Annotated in this window: 23 protein-coding genes; 10 read left to right on the top strand and 13 right to left on the bottom strand. The window is 67.1% G+C overall.

Going from position 1 to position 24,921, the window contains the following annotated elements:
• The first annotated feature begins 16 nt into the window (after positions 1 to 16).
• The 3 genes from ACFWP0_RS07670 (at position 17) to ACFWP0_RS07660 (ending at position 3,955) form a co-directional block, all read left to right on the top strand.
• Positions 17 to 526, top strand: a complete 510-nt coding sequence (locus ACFWP0_RS07670; RefSeq protein WP_377840927.1) for a sigma-70 family RNA polymerase sigma factor — start codon at positions 17 to 19, stop codon at positions 524 to 526.
• On the top strand, positions 523 to 1,458 hold the full coding sequence (locus ACFWP0_RS07665) for a FecR domain-containing protein (RefSeq protein WP_377840926.1): 936 nt from the start codon (positions 523 to 525) through the stop codon (positions 1,456 to 1,458). Before ACFWP0_RS07670 ends, ACFWP0_RS07665 begins: the two co-directional genes overlap by 4 nt.
• Positions 1,459 to 1,561: 103 nt before the next feature.
• Positions 1,562 to 3,955 carry a TonB-dependent siderophore receptor gene (locus ACFWP0_RS07660; protein ID WP_377840924.1) on the top strand — a complete coding sequence of 798 codons (2,394 nt, stop codon included), beginning with the start codon at positions 1,562 to 1,564 and terminating at the stop codon, positions 3,953 to 3,955.
• 170 nt (positions 3,956 to 4,125) lie between these two features.
• Here the strand turns inward: ACFWP0_RS07660 and ACFWP0_RS07655 are convergent, their stop codons facing one another.
• From ACFWP0_RS07655 to ACFWP0_RS07645, 3 genes are read right to left on the bottom strand one after another with little or no spacing between them, the layout of a single operon-like run.
• Complete coding sequence (locus tag ACFWP0_RS07655) at positions 4,126 to 4,833, bottom strand: RraA family protein (RefSeq protein WP_377840923.1); 708 nt, start codon at positions 4,831 to 4,833, stop codon at positions 4,126 to 4,128.
• Positions 4,830 to 5,558, bottom strand: a complete 729-nt coding sequence (locus ACFWP0_RS07650) for an alpha/beta fold hydrolase (RefSeq protein WP_377841185.1) — start codon at positions 5,556 to 5,558, stop codon at positions 4,830 to 4,832. The genes ACFWP0_RS07655 and ACFWP0_RS07650 overlap by 4 nt, the downstream gene beginning before the upstream one ends.
• A 22-nt stretch (positions 5,559 to 5,580) precedes the next feature.
• A complete protein-coding gene (locus ACFWP0_RS07645; RefSeq protein WP_377840921.1) occupies positions 5,581 to 6,720 on the bottom strand; it encodes a hypothetical protein in 1,140 nt (379 codons plus the stop codon).
• Positions 6,721 to 6,860: 140 nt separating this feature from the next.
• Between ACFWP0_RS07645 and ACFWP0_RS07640 the strand changes: the two genes are divergently transcribed.
• On the top strand, positions 6,861 to 7,874 hold the full coding sequence (locus ACFWP0_RS07640) for a LacI family DNA-binding transcriptional regulator (RefSeq protein WP_377840920.1): 1,014 nt from the start codon (positions 6,861 to 6,863) through the stop codon (positions 7,872 to 7,874).
• Positions 7,875 to 7,886: 12 nt separating this feature from the next.
• Here the strand turns inward: ACFWP0_RS07640 and ACFWP0_RS07635 are convergent, their stop codons facing one another.
• The 9 genes from ACFWP0_RS07635 to hisD form a co-directional block, all read right to left on the bottom strand.
• Positions 7,887 to 8,942 (bottom strand): ABC transporter ATP-binding protein, encoded by a 1,056-nt coding sequence (locus ACFWP0_RS07635; RefSeq protein WP_377840918.1) that lies wholly within the window; start codon positions 8,940 to 8,942, stop codon positions 7,887 to 7,889.
• A gap of 7 nt (positions 8,943 to 8,949) precedes the next feature.
• A complete protein-coding gene (locus ACFWP0_RS07630) occupies positions 8,950 to 9,801 on the bottom strand; it encodes a carbohydrate ABC transporter permease (protein ID WP_377840917.1) in 852 nt (283 codons plus the stop codon).
• A complete protein-coding gene (locus tag ACFWP0_RS07625; protein ID WP_377840915.1) occupies positions 9,798 to 10,673 on the bottom strand; it encodes a carbohydrate ABC transporter permease in 876 nt (291 codons plus the stop codon). The genes ACFWP0_RS07630 and ACFWP0_RS07625 overlap by 4 nt, the downstream gene beginning before the upstream one ends.
• 9 nt (positions 10,674 to 10,682) lie before the next feature.
• On the bottom strand, positions 10,683 to 12,017 hold the full coding sequence (locus ACFWP0_RS07620; RefSeq protein WP_377840913.1) for an ABC transporter substrate-binding protein: 1,335 nt from the start codon (positions 12,015 to 12,017) through the stop codon (positions 10,683 to 10,685).
• A 241-nt stretch (positions 12,018 to 12,258) separates the two neighbouring features.
• A complete protein-coding gene (locus tag ACFWP0_RS07615) occupies positions 12,259 to 13,044 on the bottom strand; it encodes an HpcH/HpaI aldolase/citrate lyase family protein (protein ID WP_377840912.1) in 786 nt (261 codons plus the stop codon).
• A 29-nt stretch (positions 13,045 to 13,073) separates the two neighbouring features.
• Positions 13,074 to 14,060, bottom strand: coding sequence for a Bug family tripartite tricarboxylate transporter substrate binding protein (locus ACFWP0_RS07610; RefSeq protein WP_377840910.1), 987 nt, complete (start codon positions 14,058 to 14,060; stop codon positions 13,074 to 13,076).
• A gap of 74 nt (positions 14,061 to 14,134) precedes the next feature.
• Entirely contained in the window at positions 14,135 to 15,148 is a 1,014-nt protein-coding gene (locus tag ACFWP0_RS07605; protein ID WP_377840908.1) for a LacI family DNA-binding transcriptional regulator, read from the bottom strand.
• Complete coding sequence (locus ACFWP0_RS07600; protein WP_377840906.1) at positions 15,145 to 15,912, bottom strand: SDR family NAD(P)-dependent oxidoreductase; 768 nt, start codon at positions 15,910 to 15,912, stop codon at positions 15,145 to 15,147. The genes ACFWP0_RS07605 and ACFWP0_RS07600 overlap by 4 nt, the downstream gene beginning before the upstream one ends.
• Positions 15,909 to 17,228, bottom strand: coding sequence for a histidinol dehydrogenase (hisD, locus tag ACFWP0_RS07595; protein ID WP_377840905.1), 1,320 nt, complete (start codon positions 17,226 to 17,228; stop codon positions 15,909 to 15,911). The genes ACFWP0_RS07600 and hisD overlap by 4 nt, the downstream gene beginning before the upstream one ends.
• Positions 17,229 to 17,518: 290 nt before the next feature.
• Here hisD and groES point away from each other — a divergent pair, with 290 nt between their 5' ends.
• From groES to ACFWP0_RS07580, 3 genes are all read left to right on the top strand, one after another.
• Positions 17,519 to 17,806: a co-chaperone GroES gene (gene groES / locus ACFWP0_RS07590; RefSeq protein ID WP_057283173.1), complete on the top strand. Its 288-nt coding sequence runs from the start codon at positions 17,519 to 17,521 to the stop codon at positions 17,804 to 17,806.
• Positions 17,807 to 17,843: 37 nt separating this feature from the next.
• Positions 17,844 to 19,484, top strand: coding sequence for a chaperonin GroEL (gene groL / locus ACFWP0_RS07585; protein ID WP_171664914.1), 1,641 nt, complete (start codon positions 17,844 to 17,846; stop codon positions 19,482 to 19,484).
• 215 nt (positions 19,485 to 19,699) lie between these two features.
• Entirely contained in the window at positions 19,700 to 20,629 is a 930-nt protein-coding gene (locus tag ACFWP0_RS07580; protein WP_377840904.1) for a YihY/virulence factor BrkB family protein, read from the top strand.
• Positions 20,630 to 20,660: 31 nt separating this feature from the next.
• Here the strand turns inward: ACFWP0_RS07580 and ACFWP0_RS07575 are convergent, their stop codons facing one another.
• A complete protein-coding gene (locus ACFWP0_RS07575; RefSeq protein WP_377840903.1) occupies positions 20,661 to 21,146 on the bottom strand; it encodes a MarR family winged helix-turn-helix transcriptional regulator in 486 nt (161 codons plus the stop codon).
• Positions 21,147 to 21,286: 140 nt separating this feature from the next.
• Between ACFWP0_RS07575 and ACFWP0_RS07570 the strand changes: the two genes are divergently transcribed.
• Genes ACFWP0_RS07570 through ACFWP0_RS07560 form a run of 3 tightly spaced genes read left to right on the top strand, consistent with a single transcriptional unit; the run spans position 21,287 to position 24,278 of the window.
• Entirely contained in the window at positions 21,287 to 22,744 is a 1,458-nt protein-coding gene (locus tag ACFWP0_RS07570; RefSeq protein ID WP_377840902.1) for a 2-hydroxymuconic semialdehyde dehydrogenase, read from the top strand.
• Positions 22,745 to 22,769: 25 nt separating this feature from the next.
• A complete protein-coding gene (locus ACFWP0_RS07565) occupies positions 22,770 to 23,201 on the top strand; it encodes a RidA family protein (RefSeq protein ID WP_377840900.1) in 432 nt (143 codons plus the stop codon).
• Positions 23,202 to 23,228: 27 nt separating this feature from the next.
• On the top strand, positions 23,229 to 24,278 hold the full coding sequence (locus ACFWP0_RS07560) for a LysR substrate-binding domain-containing protein (protein ID WP_377840898.1): 1,050 nt from the start codon (positions 23,229 to 23,231) through the stop codon (positions 24,276 to 24,278).
• Positions 24,279 to 24,921 lie beyond the last annotated feature (643 nt).

Here is a 24,921-nt window from a genome sequence, read left to right as displayed (position 1 = left end):
TAGACTTGCGGGCATCTTGTCCACGCCAGACCCGCTCACCCTCCCCGCGATCGAAACCCTGTACCGCCACCATCACGGCTGGCTGCGGGGATGGCTGTGCCGCAAGGTCGGCGACGCCAGCGATGCGGCCGACCTGGCACAGGACACCTTCGTGCGCCTGATGGCCGGCCGCCAGGGCACGGTGCTGCGCGAGGAGCCGCGCGCCCTCATCACCCATATCGCCAAGGGCCTGCTGGTGGACCACTGGCGCCGCCGCGCGGTGCGCGAGGCCTACCTGGCAGCGGTCGCCCACCTGCCGGAGCCGCAGGCGCCGTCGCCCGAGACCGGCCTCATCATCATCCAGACCTTGATCGAGATCGACGCCATGCTGAGCCGGCTGCCGGCCGTCACGCGCGATATCTTCCTGCTGGCTCAGCTAGAGGGCCTGACGCTGGCCGAGATCGTCGCGCGCACCGGCAAGCCGCTAATCACCGTTCGCCGTCATCTGCACAAGGCGCTGACGGCCTGCATGGCTGTCGCGGCATGAGCGCCGCGGATGGCGCGGTGGACCGCGCCCTGCTGGACGCGGCGGCCGACTGGGTCATCCGCCTGCGCTACGAGACCCCGGATGCCGATACCCGAGAGGCCTTCGCGCGCTGGCTGGCCCAGAGCGACGCTCATGCCCAGGCCTGGGCGCGCGCCCAACGGGTGCTGGGCCATTTCGACAGCGTTCCCGCCAGCATCAGCCGCGATGTCCTGCGTTCGCGCGGACGCCGCTCGGTCGTGCGCGCCCTGATCACCGGCGGGTTGCTCTTGCCCGCCGGTTGGCTGGTCTCGCGCCAGGCGCCGGTCTGGACCGCCGACCTGCGCACGGCCACGGGCGAACAGCGCGATTGGATCCTGGACGACGGCACGCGCGTCGTGCTCAATACCGGCAGCGCCGTGGACCTGCGTTACACCGCCACCGAGCGCCGGTTCGTCCTCTTGGCCGGCGAACTGCTGCTGACCACCGGCAAGGACGCGGCCCGGCCACTGCTCGTGCAGACGCCGCAAGGCGAAGTCCAGGCCCTGGGCACGCGCTTCAGCGTGCGCCTGAACGAGCGCGCCTGCAAAGCAGCCGTGTTCGAGCATGCCGTCCAAATCCGACCGCGCCACGGCCAGCCGCTGCGGCTGGACGCCGGCCAAGCCACCCGCTTTACCGAGGCGGGCGTCGACATGCCCCTGCCCTCCAATGCCGACGACACCGCCTGGGAGCAGGGCATGCTGGTGGTGCGCGACGAGCGTCTGGCTGATGTGTTGGCCGAACTCGCCCGCTACCGTCCCGGGGCGCTGCGTTGCGACGCAGAGGTCGCCAACCTGCGCCTGTCGGGCGCGCTGTCGGTCAGCGACACCGACGCGGCCCTGCGCGCGCTTGCCGCCCGCCTGCCGGTCAAGGTGCGGCGCGTCAGCGCCTATTGGGTGACGGTCGGCCCCCAGTGAAAAAAAGTTTGTCGGGCATGAGCACTTTTTCCTTGTCGTGCGGCTAGGGAAATGACACCGCTACGGCGGGCGAATTTTCCCAGATGACAGAAAGGACGAAAGAGTGACTGCACGCAATCACGCCGGGTTGGGCCCGCGCAAGCTTGGGATGTTGTCGGCGCTGTGCGGCGCCCTGGTGGCCGGGGCCATGGCCCTCCCGGCCATCGCACAGGCCCGCCCGGTCGCCATCGCCGCCGGCCCCTTGAGCTCGGTGCTGGCCAGCTACGCGGCGGCCGCTGGCGTGCAGCTGGTATTCGACCAGGCCCAGCTCGCCGGCCGCCTAAGCCCCGGCCTGACCGGCGACTACGGCGTACAGGAAGGCTTCGATCGTCTGCTGGCCGGCAGTGGTTTTCGCGTGGTGTCCGATGGCGCCGGCGGCTATGCCCTGCGCCGTGAGTCCAACATCAGCGAACTCGCCCCCGTGACCGTCTCCGGCGAGGCGGTGCGCGCCACCAGCGAAGGAACCGGTTCCTACACCACCGAGGCGGTCACGATCGGCAAGGGTCTGCAGCGCCTGAAAGACATCCCGCAGTCGGTGTCCGTGGTCACGCGCCAGCAGCTCGACGACCAGAACCTCAACAGCCTGGGCGACGCCATGCGCAACGTCACCGGCGTGACCGTCGAGACGCTCAGCTCCGGCGGCGGCATGTCCGGCTTCATCTCGCGCGGCTACTCGCTGGACAAGCTGCAGGTCGATGGCCTGTCCACCCCAGCCGGTGCCGGCAACCTCTCGCCAGGCTTCGACCTCGCCATCTACGACCGCATCGAAGTGCTGCGCGGCCCCGCCGGCCTCTACCAGGGCACCGGGGAACCCGGCGGCTCGATCAACCTGGTGCGCAAGCGGCCCCTGCAAGATTTCGCCTTCAGCGCCCAGGCCAGCGTCGGGTCCTGGGACTACTACCGCGCCGTGACCGATCTGAGCACCCCCTTCGACAGCGAAGGCAAGGTGCGCGGCCGCTTCATCGCCGCCTACGAAGACCGCGGCTCCTTCGTCGACCGCGTCGAGTCGCAGCGCCCGACCCTCTACGGCATCGTCGAAGCCGACCTGACGGCCCGCACCACGGTCGCGGCAGGCATCACCTACCAGCGCATGCGCGCCACCCCCGCCTTCGGCCTGCCGGCCTACGCCGACGGCGGCCTGCTCGACGTGCGGCGTTCCACCAACCTGAGCGCCGACTGGAACCGCATCGAGGAAGAAACCACCGAACTCTTCGCCGACCTCGAGCATCGCCTGGATGGCGGCGGCCGCGTGAAGGCCAGCGTCTTTCATCGCGACACCGACACTCCCGTGCGCGACTTCACCTGGCCGAACCGCGCCGTCAACCGCGCCACCGGCGACACCAACCTGATCGCCTGGTCATACCGCAACCACTGGAAAACGGACGGCGCCGACCTCAACCTCAACCTGCCCGTCCAGGCCTTCGGCCGCGAACACACGCTGCTGTTCGGCGCCGATTACAGCTACACCCACAAGGCCTTCACCTATGGGGGTGGCACGATCTTCCCGACCAACATCTACCAACCCGTCACCAACATGCCCAAGCCGGACATGGAGCAGGTCAACGGCAGCGACGGACGCGTCAGCGAATTCGGCCTCTACACGCGCGCCAACCTGCAACTGGCCGACCCGCTCAAGCTCGTCGTCGGCGCGCGCCTGGCCTGGTGGAAAAACGATGCCCGCAGCAACAACGTGTACTTCGGCGACTTCAGCCAGAACGTCGACCGCATCGACGCCCGCACCTCCCCCTATGCCGGCCTCATCTTCGATCTGAATCCCCAATGGTCGGCCTATGTCAGCTACACCGACATCTTCCAGCCCCAGACGGCCACCACCGCCCAAGGCGCCACGCTCCAGCCGCGCACCGGCCGCCAGGTCGAAACCGGCCTCAGGGGCGAATTGCTCGACGGCCGCCTGAACACGCACGCCGCCCTGTTCCAGATCGTCGACCGCAACCGCGCCATGACCGACCCGGACAACCCGCTCTACTCCATCGCCGCGGGCAAAGTGCGCAGCCAGGGCTTCGAAACCGAAATTAGCGGCTCCCCGCTGCCCGGCTGGGAAATCATCGCCGGCTACGCCTACACCAACACCAAATACCTCGAGGCCCCCGAAGCCACCAAGGGCCAGGCCTACAGCCAGATCACCCCGCGCCACGCCATCAACCTCTGGACCCGCTACCACTTCAGCGAACCGGCGTTGCAGGGCTTCTCGGTCGGCGCCGGCGTGCGCTACAACAGCGGCTTCTACCAGCAAAGCGGCAACGTCCGCTGGGACCAGGGCAGCTACACCACCGTCTCCGCCCAGATCGGCTACCGCTACAACAAGCACTTCGACGGCACCTTCACTGTCGACAACCTCTTCGACCGCGTCTATTACGAAAAACTCGGCGGCGGGTCGCGCCAGAACTACTATGGCCAGCCGCGCAGCGTCATGCTGACTATGCGCTACCAATACTGAAGAAAAAGGCCGCAACGCCACGTGGGCGCAATTGCTGGGATTCGTGCCCGGCAACCCCGCCCTGTCGCAGAGCGACAAGGCGTGGATACTGGGGCGGACGGCCAGGCGCGTCTATGGGTGCGAGGCCGCACCCGCCTGAATGCCGGGCCGTTCCCGCCGGCGCCCACCTTCTAGTGGATATCCGCGGCCTCGCGCAGCGCCGCCGCGATATCTTCCACGCTGAAGCCGGGCTTGCGCGCGGCGGCAAGAATCGGCGCTTCCTTGGCCATCATCAGTTCGATGCAGCGCGGCATCTCCAGCGCGACCTCGCCGGGGATCACCACCGCGCCATGGCGATCCGCGTGTATCAGGTCGCCCGGCTGCACCTGCATGCCCAATACCCGCACCGGCACGTCGAAATCCAGCACGTGCACGTGCGCGTGCGAGGGACCGATGCTCCCCGCCACGATGGGAAAATCCGGAGCCAGCATGTCCAGGTCGCGCACCGAGCCGTTGGTGACCACTCCTTTGACGCCCAGGGCGTGGTGAACCGTGGAATTGACTTCGCCCCAGAACGAGCCCAGCCCCGGCATCGGGTCCACGTCCTGTTGGACGACGATCACCGGCTCGCCCTCGCGCGGCGCGACGTAGCGGTAATACTCCAGGCGCAGCGCCGCGGTCTCTTCCGGGCTGAGCGACGAAGGCTCCGCCGCGCGGATCTGCGAGGTGCGCGCGTATCCGACCATGGACGGAAGCGGCCGGGGCGCGGCGATAGGCGTTCCATAAGTAAAGCCCGTCGCCTGGCGGCGGCCCAGCGCCAGCTCCAGCGCATTGCACACCGTCGGCGTGTCCACGCTGGCCAGCCGCAGGAACCAATCCTTCGAAAGTTCGTTCTTCATTTCGTGTCCTGGTGGTTAGAAGTTTCTCGTCCGGTCCCGGAACAACACCGCAGCCAGTTGGCCACGGCCGTGGCCAGCTCGTCTGGCGCCTCCAGCGGCACGAAGTGCCCGGCGCGCCCGACCATATGCAGCTCCGCGCCTGGAATCCCGTCAGCCATCTCCCTTTGCAGCTCCGGCGGATTGATGGCGTCGTGCGCGCCCCCCACGATCAGCGCCGGCTGCGGCAGGCCCGCCAATGCCGACAGGTTGTCGCGGCGATTGATCGCGATCTCGATCTGGTCCCCGTACCGCTCCATGCCCGCCCGCTCGGCCATGGCGACGACGTGCTCCCGCATAAGCGCATCGTCGCGGGCGGCGGCCGCCACATAGCGCGGCCAAAGCTGTTCGCGGACGTAGTTGGCCAGCCCTTCAACGCGGGCCGCTCGCAGCGCGTCGCGGCGCGCCGGCGCCTGCCCGGGTGGAACGGCGCGTCCATTGCCCGCGATGAGGCACAGCCCCGCCACGCGTTCCGGCAACAGGCGCGCCAGTTCCAGCGCGACGATGGCGCCAAGGGAGAAACCCGCAACCGCGAAACGGCGCGGCAACTGCGGCGACAATATCCCGATGGCCTCGGCAACGCTGCGGCCTTCCAGCGGCGCTGGCCGCGCGCGCGCCGCCAGCGCGGCGTCGCGCGCCAACATGGGGGCCCAGAGCGTCTCGTCGCAAAGCGTCCCTGGCAGAAGCACCAGCGGCAGGCCGCCGGCGCGATCAGTCCGCAAATCCCACCCCGAAGGCAGTTTGCGGCAGCAAGCGCCGCTCGCTCAGGTAGCCGCCGGGATCCAGGGTGATGCCGAGGCTCTCCGCGTCCCGCATCGCGTCGGCGTCCCATACCAGCCGCTTGCGGGCGTCGCCGCTGGCGACCAGCGCCACCAGCGCGCGGCGGTCGCCGGCCTGCCGGATCTCGCGCCACGCGTCGGCCGCTATCGAATAGGCGCCCTGCTCTTCCAGCCGGATCGTGAACGCTTGGCCCGGTTTGTTCAGGACGATCTCCACCGCGCCTTCGAACACCAGCAGGACGAGCTTTCCATGCATGAGATGACGGCCGGTCGACGCCCCCTTTTCCAGGCGCAGCCAATCGATCGAGAATCCGTGCGGATCCAGCATGGGAGCCCGTTGCCGCCGGTCTTCGGAGAGGCCATAACCGATCGCCGGTGCCAACGCGCACCCCTGCGAGGCGCCCAGCAAAGCCTCGGAAGACCAGTCGAGGTCCGCGCCGCGGTGCAGCCGCGCGCGCATGGCCTGGGCGTCGTAGCGCGGCAATGCCGCGAGATCCGGCGGCGACAACGGTTCGACCAGGGGGCCCGCCGGCGTCTGGCCGGGCGCGCTTTCGATCAGGCTGTTGTCGTGCCCCAGAAAGAGCCCATGGCCCGCCGCGGCCTTGAGCACCTCGGGATGCCAGATGATGCCGCCGGTATCGTCCCCGCCCAGCGCGGTGAAGATCCAGCCCTTGTCCTCGCCCACGTTGGAGAAGCCGCGGAATATCCAGGTTGGGATGCTCAGCACGTCGCCGGGGCCGCCTTCTATCTCGCCCCCCTGGCCGCCAACTCCCCAGCGGAACAGCCATCGCCCGCTGTAGATCATGAAGACTTCGGCCGTGAAGTGCAGGTGCAGGTTGTTCGTGACGCCGGGCGGCATGGCCGCCGCGCCCAGGCTGAACCCGTGCGGCTCGGTGAGGTTGACGACCTGATCCTTCGATTGCGTGACGCCCGCCCCGATGATCGAATAGTTTTCCTTCTGGTCGGAACCAGGCAGCTTGCAATCGATGAAGGCCAGCTTGCAGGCCACCATGGCGTTGCGCGGGACGGCGCGGCGTTGCGCCTCCGCTTGTTGCAGTACGACTTCTTTCATTGGATATTTCCTCCATTCGGCGCAACCGGCGCCGTGCGGTGACTGACCGGTGCGGCCTGGTGGGGTATAGTCACCATGCATTCGAATGCAATAACGGCAAATCGATATCGGCTTCGCGAACGGACGCTACAGACAACGCCATGCCGCCCATACCTAAATCTCCTCGCCCCCGCGCCACTTCCTATGACGTCGCCACCGCCGCCGGCGTGGCTCAGTCCACGGTTTCGCGCTGCTTCCAGCCGGACAGCAATATCTCGGAAGAAACGCGCGCCCACGTGCTGACGGTGGCCGACCGGCTCGGCTATACGCCCAATTCGCTGGCTCGCTCGCTCATTACGCGGCGTTCGAACGTGATCGCCGTCCTGGTGACCCGCTATACCTTGCACGGCACGCCCAATCTGCTCTATACGCTGGGCGACGAGCTGGCCCTTGCGGGACAGCACATGATCCTGCTGCCCGTGGACGACGATTCCGGCGTGGAGCAGGCGCTGCGCGGCCTTAGCGGCTATCCGCTGGACGGGTTGATCGCCTGCGCGGTGATGCGCCGCGCCGATATCGAACGCCTGGCCGCTCGCGGGGTACCGGTGCTGTTCTTCAACCGGCAATCCAGCTCCCCGCACGCCGACAGCGTCTCCACGGACCATGGCGTGGCCGCGCGCCAACTGGCGCGCGACATGGCGGCCGCTGGCAGGCGGGATTTCGTCTGCCTCGCCGGGCCCGCGTCCTCGCCGGTGGGCCGCGAGCGCATCAAGGGCTTCACGGCAGGGCTGCGCGATGCGGGACTGGGCGCTCCGCGAGTCCTGGACGGCGGCTTCTCCTACGACCAGGCGCGCGCCGTTTTCTTCGAAGCCATGAGGGATGGCGCGCCGCCCGACGCGGTTTTCTGCGCCAACGACCAGATGGCCATGGGCGTCATCGACGTCTGCCGGCACCAACTGGACTGGCCCGTACCTTCCCAGCTGATGGTGGCGGGCTTTGACGACGTGCCGGAAAGCGCCCGGCCGCCTTACCAGCTCACCACCATCCGCCAACCCATCGAAACCATGGCGCGCCGCGCCGTCGAGCTTCTGCGGGCCAGGCGCCAGCAGCCCGGCCGGACGGCGCAGGCCGAACGGTATCCGGGCGAACTGGTGGTGCGCGGCTCCGCGCTTTGAGGTGCGCATGGCTCAGGGCTCGATGCGGGCTTCGGTCTGCGCGTCGAACAGATGGCAGTGCGCGCGCGGCAGCTTCAGGCCCACCTTCTGCCCGATCTCAAGCCGCAGATGCCGGTCGCCGCGCACGCACAGGCGCACCTGCCCCAGCTCCAGCGTGACCAGCACCGCATCGCCGGTCAATTCCGAAAGATAGACGACGGCATCCACGTCGCCCTCTCCCGGAGCCGTCAGCACGATGTCCTCGGGGCGGACGCCCAACACGAGGTCGCGCCCGTCGGCCGCGACCAGGCCCTGCACCCGATGCCCGCAGACCTCCAGCGCGTCGCCGCGCCCGCGGGCCGGCAGCAGATTCATCGGCGGAGACCCCACGAAGCTGGCCACGAACAGGTTAGCGGGGCGGTTGTAGACCTCGGTCGGCGTTCCGACCTGCTGTATCACGCCGCCCCGCATGACCACCACGCGGTCGCCAAGCGTCATGGCCTCGACCTGATCGTGCGTGACGTAGATGGTGGTGATGCGCAACTCGCTTTGCAGGCGCCGGATCTCCGCCCGCATGGAAACGCGCAGCTTGGCATCCAGGTTCGACAGGGGCTCGTCCATCAGGAACACCTGAGGCTTGCGCACGATGGCGCGCGCCAGCGCCACGCGCTGGCGCTGGCCGCCGGAAAGGTCGCGCGGGCGCCGGTCGAGCAGGTGGGACAGCTCGACCTTGTCGGCCACCTCGCGGGCCCGGGCCGCGCGCTCGGCGCGCGCCAGGCCACGGACCTTCAGCGGATAGGCGATGTTCTCGGCCACCGTCATGTGGGGGTAGAGGCCATAGTTCTGAAACACCATGGCCACGTCCCGGTCCTTGGGCAGCGCGTCGGTCACGTCGCGCCCGCCGATCCAGATCTCGCCGGCGCTGGGCGCCTCCAGTCCCGCGACCATGCGCATGGTGGTGGTCTTGCCGCAGCCCGACGGCCCCAGGAAGACGACGAACTCGCCGTCGGCGATGTCCAGGCATTGGCGCGCCACGCCAACGACATCGCCCCACCGCTTTTCCACATCTATCAGTTTTACCGATGCCATGTTTTCCTCACCGTATCGCGCCTGCCGTCAGGCCGCGAACAAAGTAGCGTTGCACGAAGCGCGAGATCAGCAGCATCGGCGCGATGATGAACAGCCCCATGCTGGCCATGACGTCCCAGGCGTCGCCCTGCTCCGTGCGCGCGCTCATCAGCGCCACGGGCAGCGTCACGGCCTGCTCGCGCGTCAGCACGAGGGCGTAGAAGAATTCGTTCCACGAGACGACGAAGCAGAAGATCGCGGCGGTCGCGATGCCGGGCAGCGCCACGGGCACCACCACGTCCCACATGGCGCGCAGCCTGGAGGCGCCGTCTATCTGCGCGGCCTCCTCCATATCCGGCGGCAAGCCGTCGAAGAAGCCCTTGATCATCCAGGTGGCGTAGGGCACCACGAAGGACAGGTTCGCAATCATCAGCGCCCATCGCGTGTCCAGCATGTCCAGGTGGCGGAACACCACGAAGAGCGGAATCACGATAATGACCGGCGGCAGGAACTGCGTGGCCAGCAACAGCAGCGGGCCGGCCTGTCCGCCCGGAAAGCGGAAGCGCGAAAACGCATAGGCCGCCAATGTCGCCACGGGAATCGCCATGGCCAGCGTGCCCGCCGTCACCAGGATGCTATTGAGCAGCCGCTCGCCCAGGAGATACGGCGAACCGAAGGCCGACATCACGCTGTCGAGCGTGGGCTTGAACAGGATTGCCAGTGTGTACACGTCGGCGCGGGGCTTGAACGCCGTCGCGACGATCCACACCACGGGCGCGATCCAGAGCGCGGTCACCACCCAGATGGCTATCTTGCGCCAAGGCATGCGGGCGCTGCGGCTAGGCGCCTGCACGCCGACGGCCAGGGTTTTGCTCATCATGCTGCTCGCCCCATGACAAAACGTGAGTAGAGAAACGCCAGCGCCATCATGACCACGGCCAGCAGCCACGCCATGGCGGACGCATAGCCGATGTCGTAGAAGCGGAACGCGGTGCTGTAGACCATGTGCGGCAGCGTGTCGGTTGCGGTGCCCGGACCGCCCGCCGTCATGGTGACGACCTGGTCGAGCATCTTGAGCGAGAAGATCGTCTTGAGCAGCACGGCGATGGTCAAGACCGGCTTGAGCTGCGGCAGCATGATCTCGAAGAAGATGCGTGCGCCGCCGGCGCCATCGACCTGCGCGGCATCCAGCGTGTCCTGCGGCAATGCCGCCAGCGCGCCGACGAAGGTCAACATGAAGTAAGGCGCCCAATGCCAGACGTCCACCGCGATCAGCGCAGCCATCGCCAGGGTCGGGTCCGCCAGGACGGGCGCGCCCGACCATCCCGGCACCAGCGCCTTGAGCAGGGCGTCGACGGCGCCAAACTCCGGATTCAGCATGAAGCGCCAGGAAATGCCGACCAGCGCGGGCGACATGGCGAAGGGAATCACGAGCAGGGTGCGGGCATTGATCTGGAGCTTGCCATCCCCGACCAGCAGCAGCGCCATGCCCATGGCGATGCCGATGGTGAGCACGACGGAGGGCACCGTGAAGACGAGCGTCACCCAGGCGCTGCCCAGGAACTCCGGGTCATGCCACAGCAGGTCCGCGTAGTTGGCCAGGCCGACAAAGCCCTCCGGCGCCGGCGCGCGCGCCAGATTCCAGTCGTGCGTCGAATAGATCAGCGATTGGACCAGGGGATAGAACAGCGTGGCCGCGCAGACCAGCACGGCCGGCGCAAGCAACATGTACTTCAGATGGCGGTCTTTCATGTGGGCCTCTCAACCGCGACGCCGGCCGCCCGACCGGCGCACGCTGCGCTCGACCTGCGCCGCCGCGTCGTTCAGGGCCGTTTTCACCGGCTTGCCGGTGGATACGATCTCCGAGACCGTGCTCTCCAGCACGGTCGCCACTTGCGGCCACATCGCCATCTGCGGCACCGTGCGCGCGCCCTCCAGGCTTTTCAGCGCAACGCTGTGCAGACCGTTGTTGATCCGGTTGACCTCAGCGTCCTGGTACGTGGCGATGTGGGTGGCGACGATGTCGGCGGTCTGGGGGTTGCTCTTGTCGCAGACGATGGCCTTTTCCAGCGCGGGGCTCGATACCCATTTCATGAATTCCCAGGCCGCTTCCGCATTCTTCGACTGGCGGGCGATGCCGAAAGGCATCACCGTGGCGACGGTGGGCGATGCGGGGCCGCCCACGCGCAGCATCGGCGCGAATCCGACCTGCTCGGGCTTCAGGCGGGAGCGATCGCCCGTCAACACGGAATACGTCCACCACCACACCATCATGGTGGCTCCGTTGCCCTGAGCCATGGCGTTGACCATGTCGTATTCGTTGAACTGGCTGGAACCCGGATTGGCGATGCGGTGCTTGAGCAGCAGGTCCACGTAGGCCTGCGTGGCCGCGACGCCGGCCGCGTTGTTGAAAAGCGGGCGCTGGTCCGCGTCCAGCACGTCCGAGCCATGCCCCCACAGGCAGTTGAACCACAGCCAGAGGTTTTGGAAGCCGCTGCCCTTGACGTAGTCCACCACCACGCCCGGGACGCCGCTGCGCTCTTGCACGGCCGCGCCGGCCGACAGCAGCGAGTCCCACGTCGCCGGAGGCGCCACGCCGGCCTGCTCGTACAGGTCCTTGCGGTAGAACAGCAATTGCGGATGCGCCCGCACCGGCAGGCCGTAGGTCGCGCCGTCGAAGCTGCAGGCATTGCGGTAGACGCCCGGATAGCGGTTCATGTCCACGCCATCGGCGCGCAGCTCGGTGTCCAGGGGACGCAGATAGTTGGCCAGCGCGGCCAGCCAACTGTCCTGATAGACGAACATATCGTAGACGGTGCCGCCGCCCACCGCCTCGGTCGTGATCTTCTCCAGCAACTGGCCGTACGGCACGTACTGGTAGGCCACCTTGATGCCCGTGGCCTCCTCGAATTGGGGCAGGTATTTTTCCTGCGCCCGGAACTGCGAGGCGGGCGGCAGCATCAGCGACAAGCGCGTGCCGGCGTAGGGCTTGCCGGATTTCAGGCCGTCGGCCTGGGCGCTTGTCCACGACGGCAGGGACAAACCACCCAATCCCGCGTAGAGGCCAGCAGTCTGCAAGAATTGCCTTCTTTTCATCCTCGTCTCCTCCGCGCCGCCCTTCGCGGGCTGGCTTTATGCATTCGAATGCATTGCTTCTCCAAAAAAACCGCCGACTGGGCGGAGGGAAGCCGATGCATGCATTTGAACTGTCTGCCGCTTGCAGCCCTACGCAAATTGGAGATAACCCTAGGTCATTCAAACGCCTTTGTTTCCCCCAGGCGTGCGGGAACAAGGAGGCACCGGATGGCGCCTCCCATGCGTCCCGCACGCTGCCGGATCAGTACCGCAACTGGGTATCGCGCCCGGCCGAAGCCGCCTGCGCCAGCGCGCGCGTAATGATGCTGGTCGACACGTTGGCGAAATAGCGGGCGCCCAGCGCGGCGTACTTCTCTTCGTCTTCCGGCGTCAGCGCGATGATGCCGGAGCACTTGCCCGCCCCGGCGATCGCCCGGAGCCCCTCTTCGATGGCGCGCTGCACGGGCGCGGCGTTCCAGTCGCTGCCGTGGCCCATCGCGTGCGCCAGGTCATTGGGACCGATGAACACCGCGTCCACGCCGTCCACGGCCGCGATCTGGCCCGCCGCGGCGATGGCCTCGGGGGTTTCGATCATGGCGATGAAGCCGATGCCGTCGTTGCTGCGCTGCGTGTGCCCCGCTCCGCCGAACGCGCCGTAGCCCGCCGCGCGCGTGCTGAAGGCGCTGCCGCGCCGGCCCAGCGGCGGGTAGTGGATCATGCTGGCCAGCCGCCGCGCCTGCTCGGCGCTTTCGACCATGGGAACCTGCACCGCGCTGGCGCCCATGTCCAGGATGCGCGGCAGGTCGTGCTCAAAGCAGCGCACCACCGGCACGATGCGCGCCGCCCGCGCCGCGCGCAGCATGTGCTCGGTGGTGCTCAGGTCGGCGCTGCCGTGTTCGTTGTCCAGAATGATGAAATCAAAGCCGGCATACGCGCACATCTCGACGATGGCCGGGCTGGGCAGGCCATTGAAGACGCCACGCAGCCGTTTTTCGCTGCGCAGCATTTCCGGCAGGCGGCCGTCCAGTGGAAAACGGGGATCGCTCATACAAATCTCCTGGCTGGGGAAGGGCAGGATCAATCGGCCTGGATGCCGGCGTCTTTGATCACTTTGCCCCATCTTTCGGTTTCACTGCGTTGGAATTTCGAGAACTCCGCCGAGCCGCGGCCGTCCGGGGCGACTCCCAGCATCAGCAACTTGGCGCGCACGTCCGGGCTATTGACGATGGCCGCGATCTCCTGGCCCAGGCGATCCACCACCGGCGCAGGCGTGCCGGCCGGCGCAAAGATCCCCTGCCAGGACTGCATCTCGAATCCCGGCAGGCCCAGCTCGGCCAGCGGCTTGACGCCGGGCAGGTCCGCCAGCGGCGCCGCGGCCGTCACGCCCAGCACCTTGACGCGCTTGGAATCGATCATCGGGCGCGCCGCGGCCACGGTTTCGAACACCATGTCGATCTGTCCGCCGATCAGGTCCACCATGGCTTGCGAACCGCCCTTGTAGACGATCTGGCGCAGGCGCGTGCCCGAGATGGACTGGAAGAGCTGGCCCGACAAATGCTGCGACGTGCCAGCGCCCGCCGTGCCGTAGGTCAGGCTGTCCGGCTGGGCGCGCGCGGCATCGATCACCTGCTGCACCGTATTAAAGGGACTGTCGGCCCGCACGACCAGCGCGTTGCTGACCATGCCCACCAGCCCGATCGGCGTGAAGTCCTTGACCGGGTCATAGCCCAGCGACTTGATGAAGAACGGGTTAACGGCATGCGTGGTGATCGTGCCGCCGACGAGGGTGTAGCCGTCCGGCTCGGCGCGGGCCACCAGTTGGGTTCCCACGATGCCGGAGACGCCCGGCTTGTTCTCCACAATGACCGATTGCCCCAGCCGTGCGCTCAGTTGCTCTGCCATCAGGCGCGCCACGCCGTCAGACACGCCGCCCGGCGAGAACGGCACGACGTACCGGATGGTCTTGGCCGGCCAGGCCGGCGCGCCGCCTTGCGCGTGGGCCATGCTGGCGGTCAGCCCGATCGCCGCGACGGCGGTCAGGGTTCGTACAAAAATGCTGCGCATGCGTTGGTCTCCTGGTTTGATGATGAGCGCGGTCTGTGCGCGCTTTTCGGTATTGCCGATAAGAAAATAAATGATCAAGGCCCCCCCCGGACGGTCGCGCGCTCGATCAGGCTGCAGGGCACGACGATGTCGCGCGGCCGCAGTTCGGCCTGCATCTGTTCGCGCAGCAGGCTCACGGTGGCATCCACCATGGGCTCGACCTGCTGGCGCACCGTCGTCAGGCGATACGCGCCCCAGGCGGCCTGCGGCACGTCGTCAAAGCCCACCACGGCCACGTCCTGCGGCACCTGCAGGCCCAGCTCCTGGCGCAGCACGTCCAGCGCCGCGATCGCCATGTGGTCGTTGCCGGCGAACAGCGCGTCCGGCGGATTACCGGAGAACATGCGCCGCACAGCCGATTGAGCTAGGTCGAAGTTGTAATGCCCCACGTCGCGGCACTGCACGTCGTAGCCGAGTTCGCGCAAAGCGTCGCGGTAGCCGCGCTCGCGCTCGATACTGGTGGAGGAATCCTCCAATCCCGCCAGATAGCCAAAGCGCCGGTAACCGCGCTCCACCAGCAGCCGCGCCACCAGTTGGCCGCCCGCATAGTTGTCGGACGTGACCGAACTGCTGGCGTGGCGGGCCAGTCCGCCCAGGATGGAGACCCGGTTGAACTGCACCACCGGCACGCCGACCTCGGCGCAACTGCGCGCCACGTTGGACGACAGCATGGCGGACGCCATGACGATGCCGTCCACCTGGTATTGCAGGATCTCCGCCAACACCCCGTCCGCCGCCTCGTCCACCTCCGCGATGAACATCAGCACGTGGTAGCCCTCCTTCTGCAGCTTCTGCGACAGCCGCTCGATGACCAGCGGGTAGAACTGGTTCTCCAGATAGCTCATCACCAGCGCCACGATGCGGCTACGGCGTGTGATCAGGCTGCGGGCCAGCGCATTGGGCCGATAGCCCAGCTTCTGCGCGGCCGCCAGCACCTTGCGCCGCGTCTCCTCGGACACGCTGGCGCCCGGCGTGAAGGTGCGGCTGACGGCCGACTGCGACACCTGCGCCAGATCAGCCACGTCCTGGGCGCGCGGCGCAGACTTCATGCCGCGGTCCATCCGGCGTCCAGCATCAGCGCGCTGCCGGTCATCAGGCTGGAGGCGCCGCTGGCCAGGAACACGATGGCACCCATGACCTCGTCCAGGCGGCCGACGCGGCCCAGCGCATTGCGCGCGCAGACCCAATCGCGAAAACCGGGCTGCTCCAGCATGCCGGCCGTCATCGGCGTTTCGATGAACGTGGGGCAGACCGTGTTCACGCGGATGCCCGCTGCGCCTAGCTCCCATGCCAGGGCGCGGGTCATGCCTTCGAGCGCGTGCTTGCTGGCGCAGTACAGCACGCGCCGCGGGCTGCCCACGTGCCCCATCTGCGACGATACGTTGATGATCGATCCGGCAAGGCCTTCCTTCAACAGACGGCGCGCCACAGCCCGGCTGGTGTAGAAGGCCGCCTTCACATTCAGGTCCAGCACGACGTCGATGTCCTCGTCTGCCTGCTCCACCAGCGGCTTGGGACGGTTCATGCCGGCATTGTTGACCAGGATGTCGAATGGCTCGCCGCGTGCAACGGCCTGATCGACCGCGGCGGAATCCGTCACGTCCAGCACCAGCGGCGCGCAGCCGATGCCCTCGGCCCGCAAGGCTTCGCACACTTGCGCCAGCTCCGGCTCGCGCCGGGCCGCCACCGTGACGTGCGCGCCGGCGCGGCCCAGCGCGGCCGCCGCCGCCAGCCCGATGCCGCCGCTGCCGCCCGTCACCAGGGCGCGGCGCCCGTCCAGACGGAAGTCCGGTCCCTTGGGCAAGGCAATCATGCTTGCGCCTCTACCGGCTGATACCAAGGCAGGTCGGGCCGGTTGCCATAGCGGCGCACGCGGATGTTGGCCTGCTCACCGTGGCCGGAGAAATTCTCCATGTGGCACAGGCGCGAGCAGTATTCGCCCATCGTCGCGCTGGCGGCGTCCGTCAGCACGCGCTGGTAGGTGCAGGTCTTGAGGAACTTGCCCACCCACAGGCCGCCCGTGTAGCGGGCGTTCCGGTTGGTCGGCAGCGTGTGGTTGGTGCCGATCACCTTGTCGCCGAAGCTGACGTTGGTGCGCGGACCCAGGAACAGGGCGCCGTAGTTGGTCATCTTTTCCAGGAAGTAGTCCGGGTCGCGGGTCATGACCTGTACGTGCTCGAACGCCAGCTCGTCGGCCACCTGCAGCATTTCCTCGTAGCTGTCGCAAACGATGACCTCGCCGCAATCTGCCCAGGCCTTGGCGGCGATGCCCGCCGTAGGCAGGATGGCCAGTTGGCGTTCGACTTCGGCCAGCGTGTCGCGCGCCAACTGTTCGCTGTTGGTCAGCAGCACGGCGGGGGACGTCGGGCCGTGTTCGGCCTGGCCCAGCAGGTCGACCGCGCAAAGCTCTCCGTCCACACTGTCGTCGGCGATCACCAGCGTCTCGGTCGGACCGGCGAACAGGTCGATGCCCACCCGGCCGTACAACTGCCGCTTGGCCTCGGCAACGAACATGTTGCCCGGGCCCACCAGCATGTCCACGGGCGCCACGCTGGGCGTGCCCACCGCCATCGCCACCACGGCCTGCACGCCGCCCAGCACCAGGATCTCGTCCGCGCCGGCCATGTCCATGGCGGTCACGATGGCCGGATGCGGCTTGCCCTGGTAAGGCGGCGCCGTCGACACGATGCGCTTCACGCCCGCCACCTTGGCGGTCAGCACGCTCATGTGCGCCGAGGCCAGCAAGGGATACTTGCCGCCGGGGATGTAGCAGCCCACCGCATTCATCGGCACGTGCTTGTGGCCCAGCACCACACCGGGATAGGTTTCCACTTCCACGTCGCGCATCGAATCGCGCTGGATCTGCGCGAAGTTGCGGACCTGGCTCTGGGCGAACGCGACGTCTTCGATCTCGCGCGCCGACAACTGCGCACGGGCCGCCTCGATTTCGGCGCGCGACAGGCGGAAGTCCGCCGGGTCCCAGTTGTCGAACTTGCGGCTGTAGTCCCGCACGGCTTCGTCGCCGCGGGTTTCGATGTCGCGGATGATGTCTTCCACGGTGACGCGCACCTTGGCGTCGTCGTCGGTCTTGACAGCGGCGGTCCGGCCGCGCTTCAGATAACGGATCATGTTTCCTGGCCCTGCAAACGTTAGTGGTTCAACAAAGTGAGTTCACTTTCGAAGCCTTGCATACGTATGCAAATAGGGAGAAACCCTAGGAAACAGCCGGCTCCAATTCCCAAGTCAAGTGAACCATTCCCCTCAGTTTCCCAACTTCAATGAAATATGTAACAGCCCACCCCACCCCCTTGAACCTCCGGACATCATCCCTATAATTAGCACTCGACACCGGTGAGTGCTAACAGCCTTCCCGGGCCAAACCGATCATTCACTTTCTTCTTTAGTAACAGGAGTTCCTCATGGCCTTGCGTCCCCTGGGCGATCGCGTGATCGTCAAACGCCTCGAAAACGAGCGCAAGACTGCCTCGGGTATCGTCATCCCCGACAGCGCTGCTGAAAAGCCCGATCAAGGTGAAGTCGTGGCCGTCGGCCCCGGCAAGAAGACCGAAGACGGCAAGATCCTGCCGGTCGACCTGAAGGCTGGCGACAAGGTTCTGTTCGGCAAGTACGCCGGCCAGTCCGTGAAGGTTGATGGCGAAGAACTGCTCGTCATCCGCGAGGACGAAATCCTCGCCGTGGTTCTGTAAACCCCGCCTCAAACGAATTTTCGAAGGAAGCTAAGAAATGGCTGCCAAGCAAGTATTGTTCGGTGATGACGCCCGCGTGCGCATCGTCCGTGGCGTGAATGTTCTCGCCAACGCTGTCAAGACCACCCTGGGCCCCAAGGGTCGCAACGTCGTGCTGGAGCGCTCGTTCGGCGCCCCGACGGTGACCAAGGACGGCGTGTCCGTCGCCAAGGAAATCGAACTGAAGGACAAGTTCGAGAACATCGGCGCTCAACTCGTCAAGGACGTCGCGTCCAAGACCTCCGACAACGCCGGCGACGGCACCACGACCGCCACCGTGCTGGCTCAAGCCATCGTCATGGAAGGCCTGAAGTACGTTGCCGCCGGTTTCAACCCCATCGACCTGAAGCGCGGCATCGACAAGGCTGTCGCCGCCGCCGTGGCTGAACTGAAGAAGCAATCCAAGCCGGTCACGACCAGCAAGGAAATCGCTCAAGTCGGTTCGATCTCGGCCAACAGCGATGCTTCCATCGGCCAGATCATCGCTGACGCGATGGACAAGGTCGGCAAGGAAGGCGTCATCACCGTCGAAGACGGCAAGTCGCTGGAAAACGAGCTGGACGTCGTCGAAGGCATGCAATTCGACCGCGGCTACCTGTCGCCCTACTTCATCAACAGCCCGGAAAAGCAAGTTGCCGTGCTGGAAGATCCGTATGTCCTGATTTTCGACAAGAAGATCAGCAACATCCGCGACCTGCTGCCCGTGCTGGAGCAAGTTGCCAAGTCGAGCCGTCCCCTGCTGATCATCGCGGAAGACGTCGAAGGCGAAGCGCTGGCCACCCTGGTTGTGAACAACATCCGTGGCATCCTGAAGACCACCGCCGTCAAGGCTCCGGGCTTCGGCGACCGCCGCAAGGCCATGCTGGAAGACATCGCCATCCTGACGGGCGGCACGGTGATCTCCGAAGAAACCGGCATGTCGCTGGAAAAGGCCGGCCTGGCTGAACTGGGCCAAGCCAAGCGCATCGAAGTGGGCAAGGAAAACACGACCATCATCGACGGCGCTGGCGACAGCAAGTCGATCGAAGCTCGCGTCAAGCAAGTCCGCGTCCAGATCGAAGAAGCCACGTCCGACTACGACCGTGAAAAGCTGCAAGAACGCGTGGCCAAGCTGGCCGGCGGCGTTGCCGTGATTCGCGTTGGCGCTGCCACCGAAGTCGAAATGAAGGAAAAGAAGGCCCGCGTCGAAGACGCCCTGCACGCTACCCGCGCCGCAGTGGAAGAAGGCGTTGTGGCTGGAGGCGGCGTTGCACTGCTGCGCGCCAAGCAAGCCATCGCTGACCTGAAGGGCGACACGCCTGACCAGAACGCCGGCATCAAGCTGATCCTGCGCGCTGTGGAAGAGCCCCTGCGCACCATCGTCACGAACGCCGGCGAAGAAGCCAGCGTCGTGGTCAGCAACGTGCTGCAAGGCAAGGGCAACTACGGCTACAACGCCGCGACCGGCGAGTACACCGACCTGGTCGAGCAAGGCGTGCTGGATCCCACCAAGGTGACCCGCACCGCCCTGCAAAACGCTGCCTCCGTCGCCAGCCTGCTGCTGACGGCTGAAGCCGCCGTTGTGGAACTGGCCGAAGACAAGCCCGCTGCTCCGGCCATGCCCGGCGGCATGGGCGGCATGGGCGGCATGGACTTCTAAGTCCCGCTTCCCTTGCAAGGCCTCCCCGGCTTCGGCCGGGGGAACGCAGTATCCCGAGAAACCCCCGGACCTTCGCCCCGGGGGTTTTTCTTTGCCTGGTGTTTCTGGCGCGGGCCATCGCCCTTGGACGGGCACACGTTTGCGAACAATCTGGCGGTTTCGCCGTTACGCATGCGTCCCTACAATAAAGGCTTCCCAGACCGAGGCCCGCCCCCATGCGCCTACCCAAGACCCTGCTGCGTATCCTGCGACCTTCCGAGATCGGCGGGCTGCTGATGGACTCCGCCAAGCAGTGGTCCAGCCATCGCGCCTCCAGCAAGGGAGCGGCGCTGGCCCTCTACATGGTGTTTTCGCTCGCCCCCATGCTGCTGCTGGTGATCGCCGTGGCGGGGGCATTCTTCGGCGAAGAGGCGGTGCGCTCCGAGCTGTTCACGCAGCTGCGCGACCTGATCGGGGAACGCGGCGCCGAGGTGATCCAGACCGTGCTGGCCAGCGCCCACGAATCGGGCGGCGGCTGGATCGCGGCCCTGATCTCGATTTTTGTGCTGATCTTCAGCGCCACGACGGCGTTCGCCGAACTGAAGGCCAGCCTGGATGAGCTGTGGGAGGTGTCGGCCAACCAGAAGGGCGGCCTGCACGGCATGGTGCGCAGCCGCGTGCTGTCGTTTGGCCTGGTGCTGGTGCTGGCGCTGTTCCTGCTGGTATCGCTGACCGTGAACGCGGCGCTGGCGGCGGCCCGCGGGTATTACGGAGAGCTGTGGACCGCCTCGTCGTTCGCCCTGGTGGCGGAATGGGCGTCCAACCTGTTCTCTTTTTCGGTGGTGGCGGCGCTGTTCGCCGTCATCTTCAAGCTGCTGCCCAGCGCGAAGATCTCATGGCCCGACGTCATACCCGGCGCGATCGTGACGGCGGCGCTGTTCCTCGTGGGCAAGTGGGGAATCGGCGTCTACCTGAGCCGCGGCGCGGCCGTGTCCGCCTATGGCGCGGCCGGCTCGCTGATTGCGCTGCTGCTGTGGATCTACTATTCCGCGCAGATCTTCTTCTTTGGCGCCGTCTTCACGCGGCAGTTCGCGCTGCGCTTCGGCAAGGTGGAAAGAGCGCCGGCGCCCCCGGCAAACGATTCCGCGCCCACGCCCGGCGCCTGAACGGCCGGCGCAACGGCGCGCGGGCCTCTCGTCAAGGCTGGTCCGGCGGTTCCAGGCCCGCCATCAGGCGCAGGCACTTCAGGAACACCGGCCGCAGCTCCGGCGGAATGGGCGCCAGCACCTGGGCTTCCACGTCCGCGTCATGCGGCAGGATGCGCGCCAGCAGCGCCACCCCCTCGTCCGTGATCTCCAGCGCATAGGCGCGCGCGTCGCCCGCGGCGCGCGTGCGGCGCACGTACCCCTTCTTCGTCATGCGCGCGATCATCTCGGCAAAGGAATTGCGGTCCAGCGCGATCAGGTCGGCGATGCGGTTCTGCGTGGCGCCGGGGTTCTGGTAGACGGTGACCAGCAAGGCCTTCTGGCGCGGCGTCAGGTCTTCGTCCGCAAAGGCCTGGGCGAACAACGCCTCGGCCCGGAAATGGGCGCGCCGCAGCAGGTGGGAGGCCACCTGGGTCAGGTCGAATTCCTTCAGGGCCCGGGCGCTGGCCGGGCGGGCGGATCGGGAAGGGGCGGTCATCGGACGTCCAAGAAAGGGGCCTGGCGATTGTAGGCGCTGGCGTTCGCGAAAATGCGCATTGACTTGGGACGGCCGGCTGCCTATGATCCGCCAATATAGTACGTATACGTATTTATTTGCATCAACCACGGGGCCTGGCCATGACGATCCGCCAACTGCGCAACTACCTGGACGGCCGTTTCGAAGACGGCGCGTCCACCTTCGACAAACACAGTCCGGTGGACGGGCAACTGATCGCCCAGGTCCATGAGGCCAGCCGCGACCAGGTCGACCGGGCCGTCGCGGCGGCCCGCCGGGCGCTGCCCGCCTGGGCGGGGCTGTCGGTGGCGGCGCGTACGGATCACCTGCTGGCCCTGGCCGACGGCATCGTCCGGCGCTTTGACGACTTCCTGCAGGCCGAGATCGGCGACACGGGCAAGCCGGTGGGATGGGCCGGCAAGATCGACATCCCGCGCGGCGGGGCCAACTTCCGGGCCTTCGCCGAACTGGCGCGCACGCTGGACATGGAAAGCTACATGACCGACACGCCGGACGGCCGGCAGGCGCTGAACTACGCCTACCGCAAGCCGCTGGGGGTGGTGGGCGTGATTTCGCCGTGGAACCTGCCGCTGCTGCTGCTGACATGGAAAGTGGCGCCGGCGCTGGCCTTTGGCAACACGGTGATCATGAAGCCGTCCGAGGTCACGCCCTCCACCGCCACGCTGCTGGCCGAGGTGGCCCATGAGACGGGCCTGCCGCCCGGCGTGCTGAACCTGACGCACGGATTCGGGCCGAACTCGGCGGGCGAATTCATGACCACGCATCCGGACATCGACGGCATCACCTTCACCGGCGAATCCGCCACGGGCTCGGCCATCATGCGCGCGGTCGCCCCGGGCGTGAAGCCGGTGTCGTTCGAACTGGGCGGCAAGAACGCCGCGCTGGTGTTCGCCGACGCCGACTTCGACGCGGCGGTGGACGGTGTCACGCGGTCGGTCTTCGCCAACTGCGGCCAGGTCTGCCTGTGCACCGAACGCGTGTACGTCGAGCGCCCGATCTACGAACGCTTCGTCGCCGCGCTGGCGGCGCGGGCGCGGGACATGCGCATCGGCTGGCCGACGGACCCCGACACCGAGATGGGCCCCCTGGTGTCGCGCGAGCATCGCGAGAAGGTCTTGTCCTACTTTGCGCTGGCGCGCGAGGAAGGCGCAACCGTCGTCGCAGGCGGCGGCGTGCCGGTATTCGGCGATGCGCGAGACGACGGCGCCTACGTGCAGCCCACGATCTGGACCGGCCTGCCCGAACACGCCCGCTGCATCAAGGAAGAAGTCTTCGGCCCGGTGTGCCATGTGGCGCCTTTCGACACCGAGGAAGAAGCGATCCGCCTGGCCAACGACACCCGCTATGGCCTGGCGGCCGCCGTCTGGACCCAGAACCTCACGCGCGGGCACCGCGTGGCGCAGGCCATGCAAGTCGGGCTGGCCTGGGTGAACTGCTGGTTCCTGCGCGACCTGCGCACGCCGTTCGGCGGCAGCGGCCTGTCCGGCATCGGCCGCGAAGGCGGGCGCCACTCCCTGCACTTCTACACCGAGCCCACCAACGTCTGCATCAAGCTCTGACCCCATCCACGCAAAGGAAAGCACGATGAACCAGCCCACCGTCAGCGCCACCGTCGTCGCCGGCAAGGCCACGCCCCGCGGCAAGTATCCCCACATCAAGCGCGCCGGCGACTTCCTGTTCGTCTCGGGCACCAGCTCGCGCCTGCCCGACAACCGCATCGCGGGCGCCGAGGTCGACGCGATGGGCACCGCCACGCTCGACATCCGCATCCAGACGCGCGCCGTCATCGAGAACATCCGCGACATCCTGGCGACCGCCGGCGCCACGCTCGCCGACGTGGTGGAAATCAGTACGTTCCTGGTCAACATGAACGACTTCGGTGGATACAATCAGGTCTATGGCGAGTACTTCGACGCCGACGGTCCGGCACGCACCACGGTCGCGGTGCATCAGTTGCCGCACCCGCAGTTGCTGATTGAGATCAAGGCCGTCGCCTACAAGCCGCCCGCCCGCTAGCCTTCCAAGCGAACCGGACGGCGCATCATGGGCGACGGCATTTCGGGTTCACTTAGGGAACAGGACGATCGCCCGGCGCCAGCCGCCAGGGCGGCTGCACGGATGTCGAACTTCCGCATTACGCCCAACGCGCTCAGCCACAAGCTGAAGCTGCACCAACTGCAGATCTTCGAGCGCGTGCTGGCGCGCCGTTCGCTGTCCCGCGCCGCCAGCGAACTGCACCTGACCCAGCCCACCGTCACCAAGGCCATCCACGACCTGGAGGCCTTCTTCGGCGCGACGCTGTTCGAACGGTCCAACCGCGGCGTCACCCCCACGGAACTGGCCATGGTGCTGGGCCGGCGCGTACACGCCATGATGGCCGAGATCCGCTACATGGCCGACGACATCGACGCGGTGCTGGGCGGCGCCAGCGGCCACGTGGTGGTGGGCACGCTGATCGCCGCGTCCGCCAAGCTGCTGCCCGAAGCCATTGCGCGCCTCATGACCGAGCATCCCGGCATCCAGGTAACGGTGCGCGAAGGCCCCTCCGCCCAGCTGCTGCCCGCGCTTGCCACGGGCGACGTCGACATCGTCGTCGGCCGCCTGCCCGGCGCCGACATGGCATCCATCTCCGGCGTCGCGGTGGACCACCACAAGCTGTACCACGAGGAACTGTGCCTGGTCGTCGGCGCGCGCCACCCGCTGGCCGACGCCGGGCAGATCGCGCTGGCGGACCTGATGGACCACATCTGGATCCTGCCCGCCCCCACCTCGCCGCTGCGCGCCTCGATCGAACGCACCTTCTTCGACGCCGGCCTGCGCCTGCCCGCCCGCCACATCGAGTCGCTGTCGCTGCTGACCAATATCGGCGTGCTGATGCACAGCGACGCGCTCGCGCTCATCCCCTACGACGCGGCGGCGCAATTCCTGTCCATGGGCATCCTGGCCCGCCTGCCCACCAACGTCTTCGGCGCCTTCGGCGACGTCGGCTACTCGATCCGCGCCGACCGCCCGCTGACGCCTGCGTGCCAGCGCCTGGTGGACTACCTGAAGCAGATCACGGCGCAGCGCGAGACCGCGCCAGTAATGCCGTAGCCGTTCCCCGCGCGGCCCCAATCGCCACACGCCAGCGCCATCACCCCGACGCCGTTGAGCACCGTGCATGCTGCCCCGGTGTCTGACACCCATGGAAGTGCACTTCAGACTGTAATGGCGTTTCCGGGGTGTCAGACACCTGCGCCGATGCCCCGGTGTCTGACACCCGTGGAAGTGCACTTCAGGCTGTAATGGCGTTTCCAGGGTGTCAGACACCTGCGCCGATGCCCCGGTGTCTGACACCGATGGAAGCGCACCTCAGGCTGCAATGACGTTTCCGGGGTGTCAGACACCTGCGCCGATGCCCCGGTGTCTGACACCCGTGGAAGTGCACTTCAGACTGTAATGGCGTTTCCGGGGTGTCAGACACCTGCGCCGATGCCCCGGTGTCTGACACCCGTGGAAGTGCACTTCAGACTGTAATGGCGTTTCCGGGGTGTCAGACACCTGCGCAGCAAGAACGCCAAGCACACCGCTTGCCCCCGCTGACGTGAAACTGCATACGGCCAAGCACGGCATGGCGGCGCCCCTCGGGCCACCGCCAGGCCGTGCGTCTCAAGAACCACCGCAGCAGCCCTCCGGGAAACCCCGCGATAGATAACCCGCATATCCAACCCCACAATTTCTATTGTGCAGCCTCCCC

Source organism: Achromobacter sp. NPDC058515 (assembly GCF_042721735.1).
In the GTDB taxonomy this organism is placed as follows: domain Bacteria; phylum Pseudomonadota; class Gammaproteobacteria; order Burkholderiales; family Burkholderiaceae_B; genus Achromobacter.
Note: the sequence above shows the minus strand (reverse complement) of the source record. Positions and strands in the feature narration are given on the sequence as shown.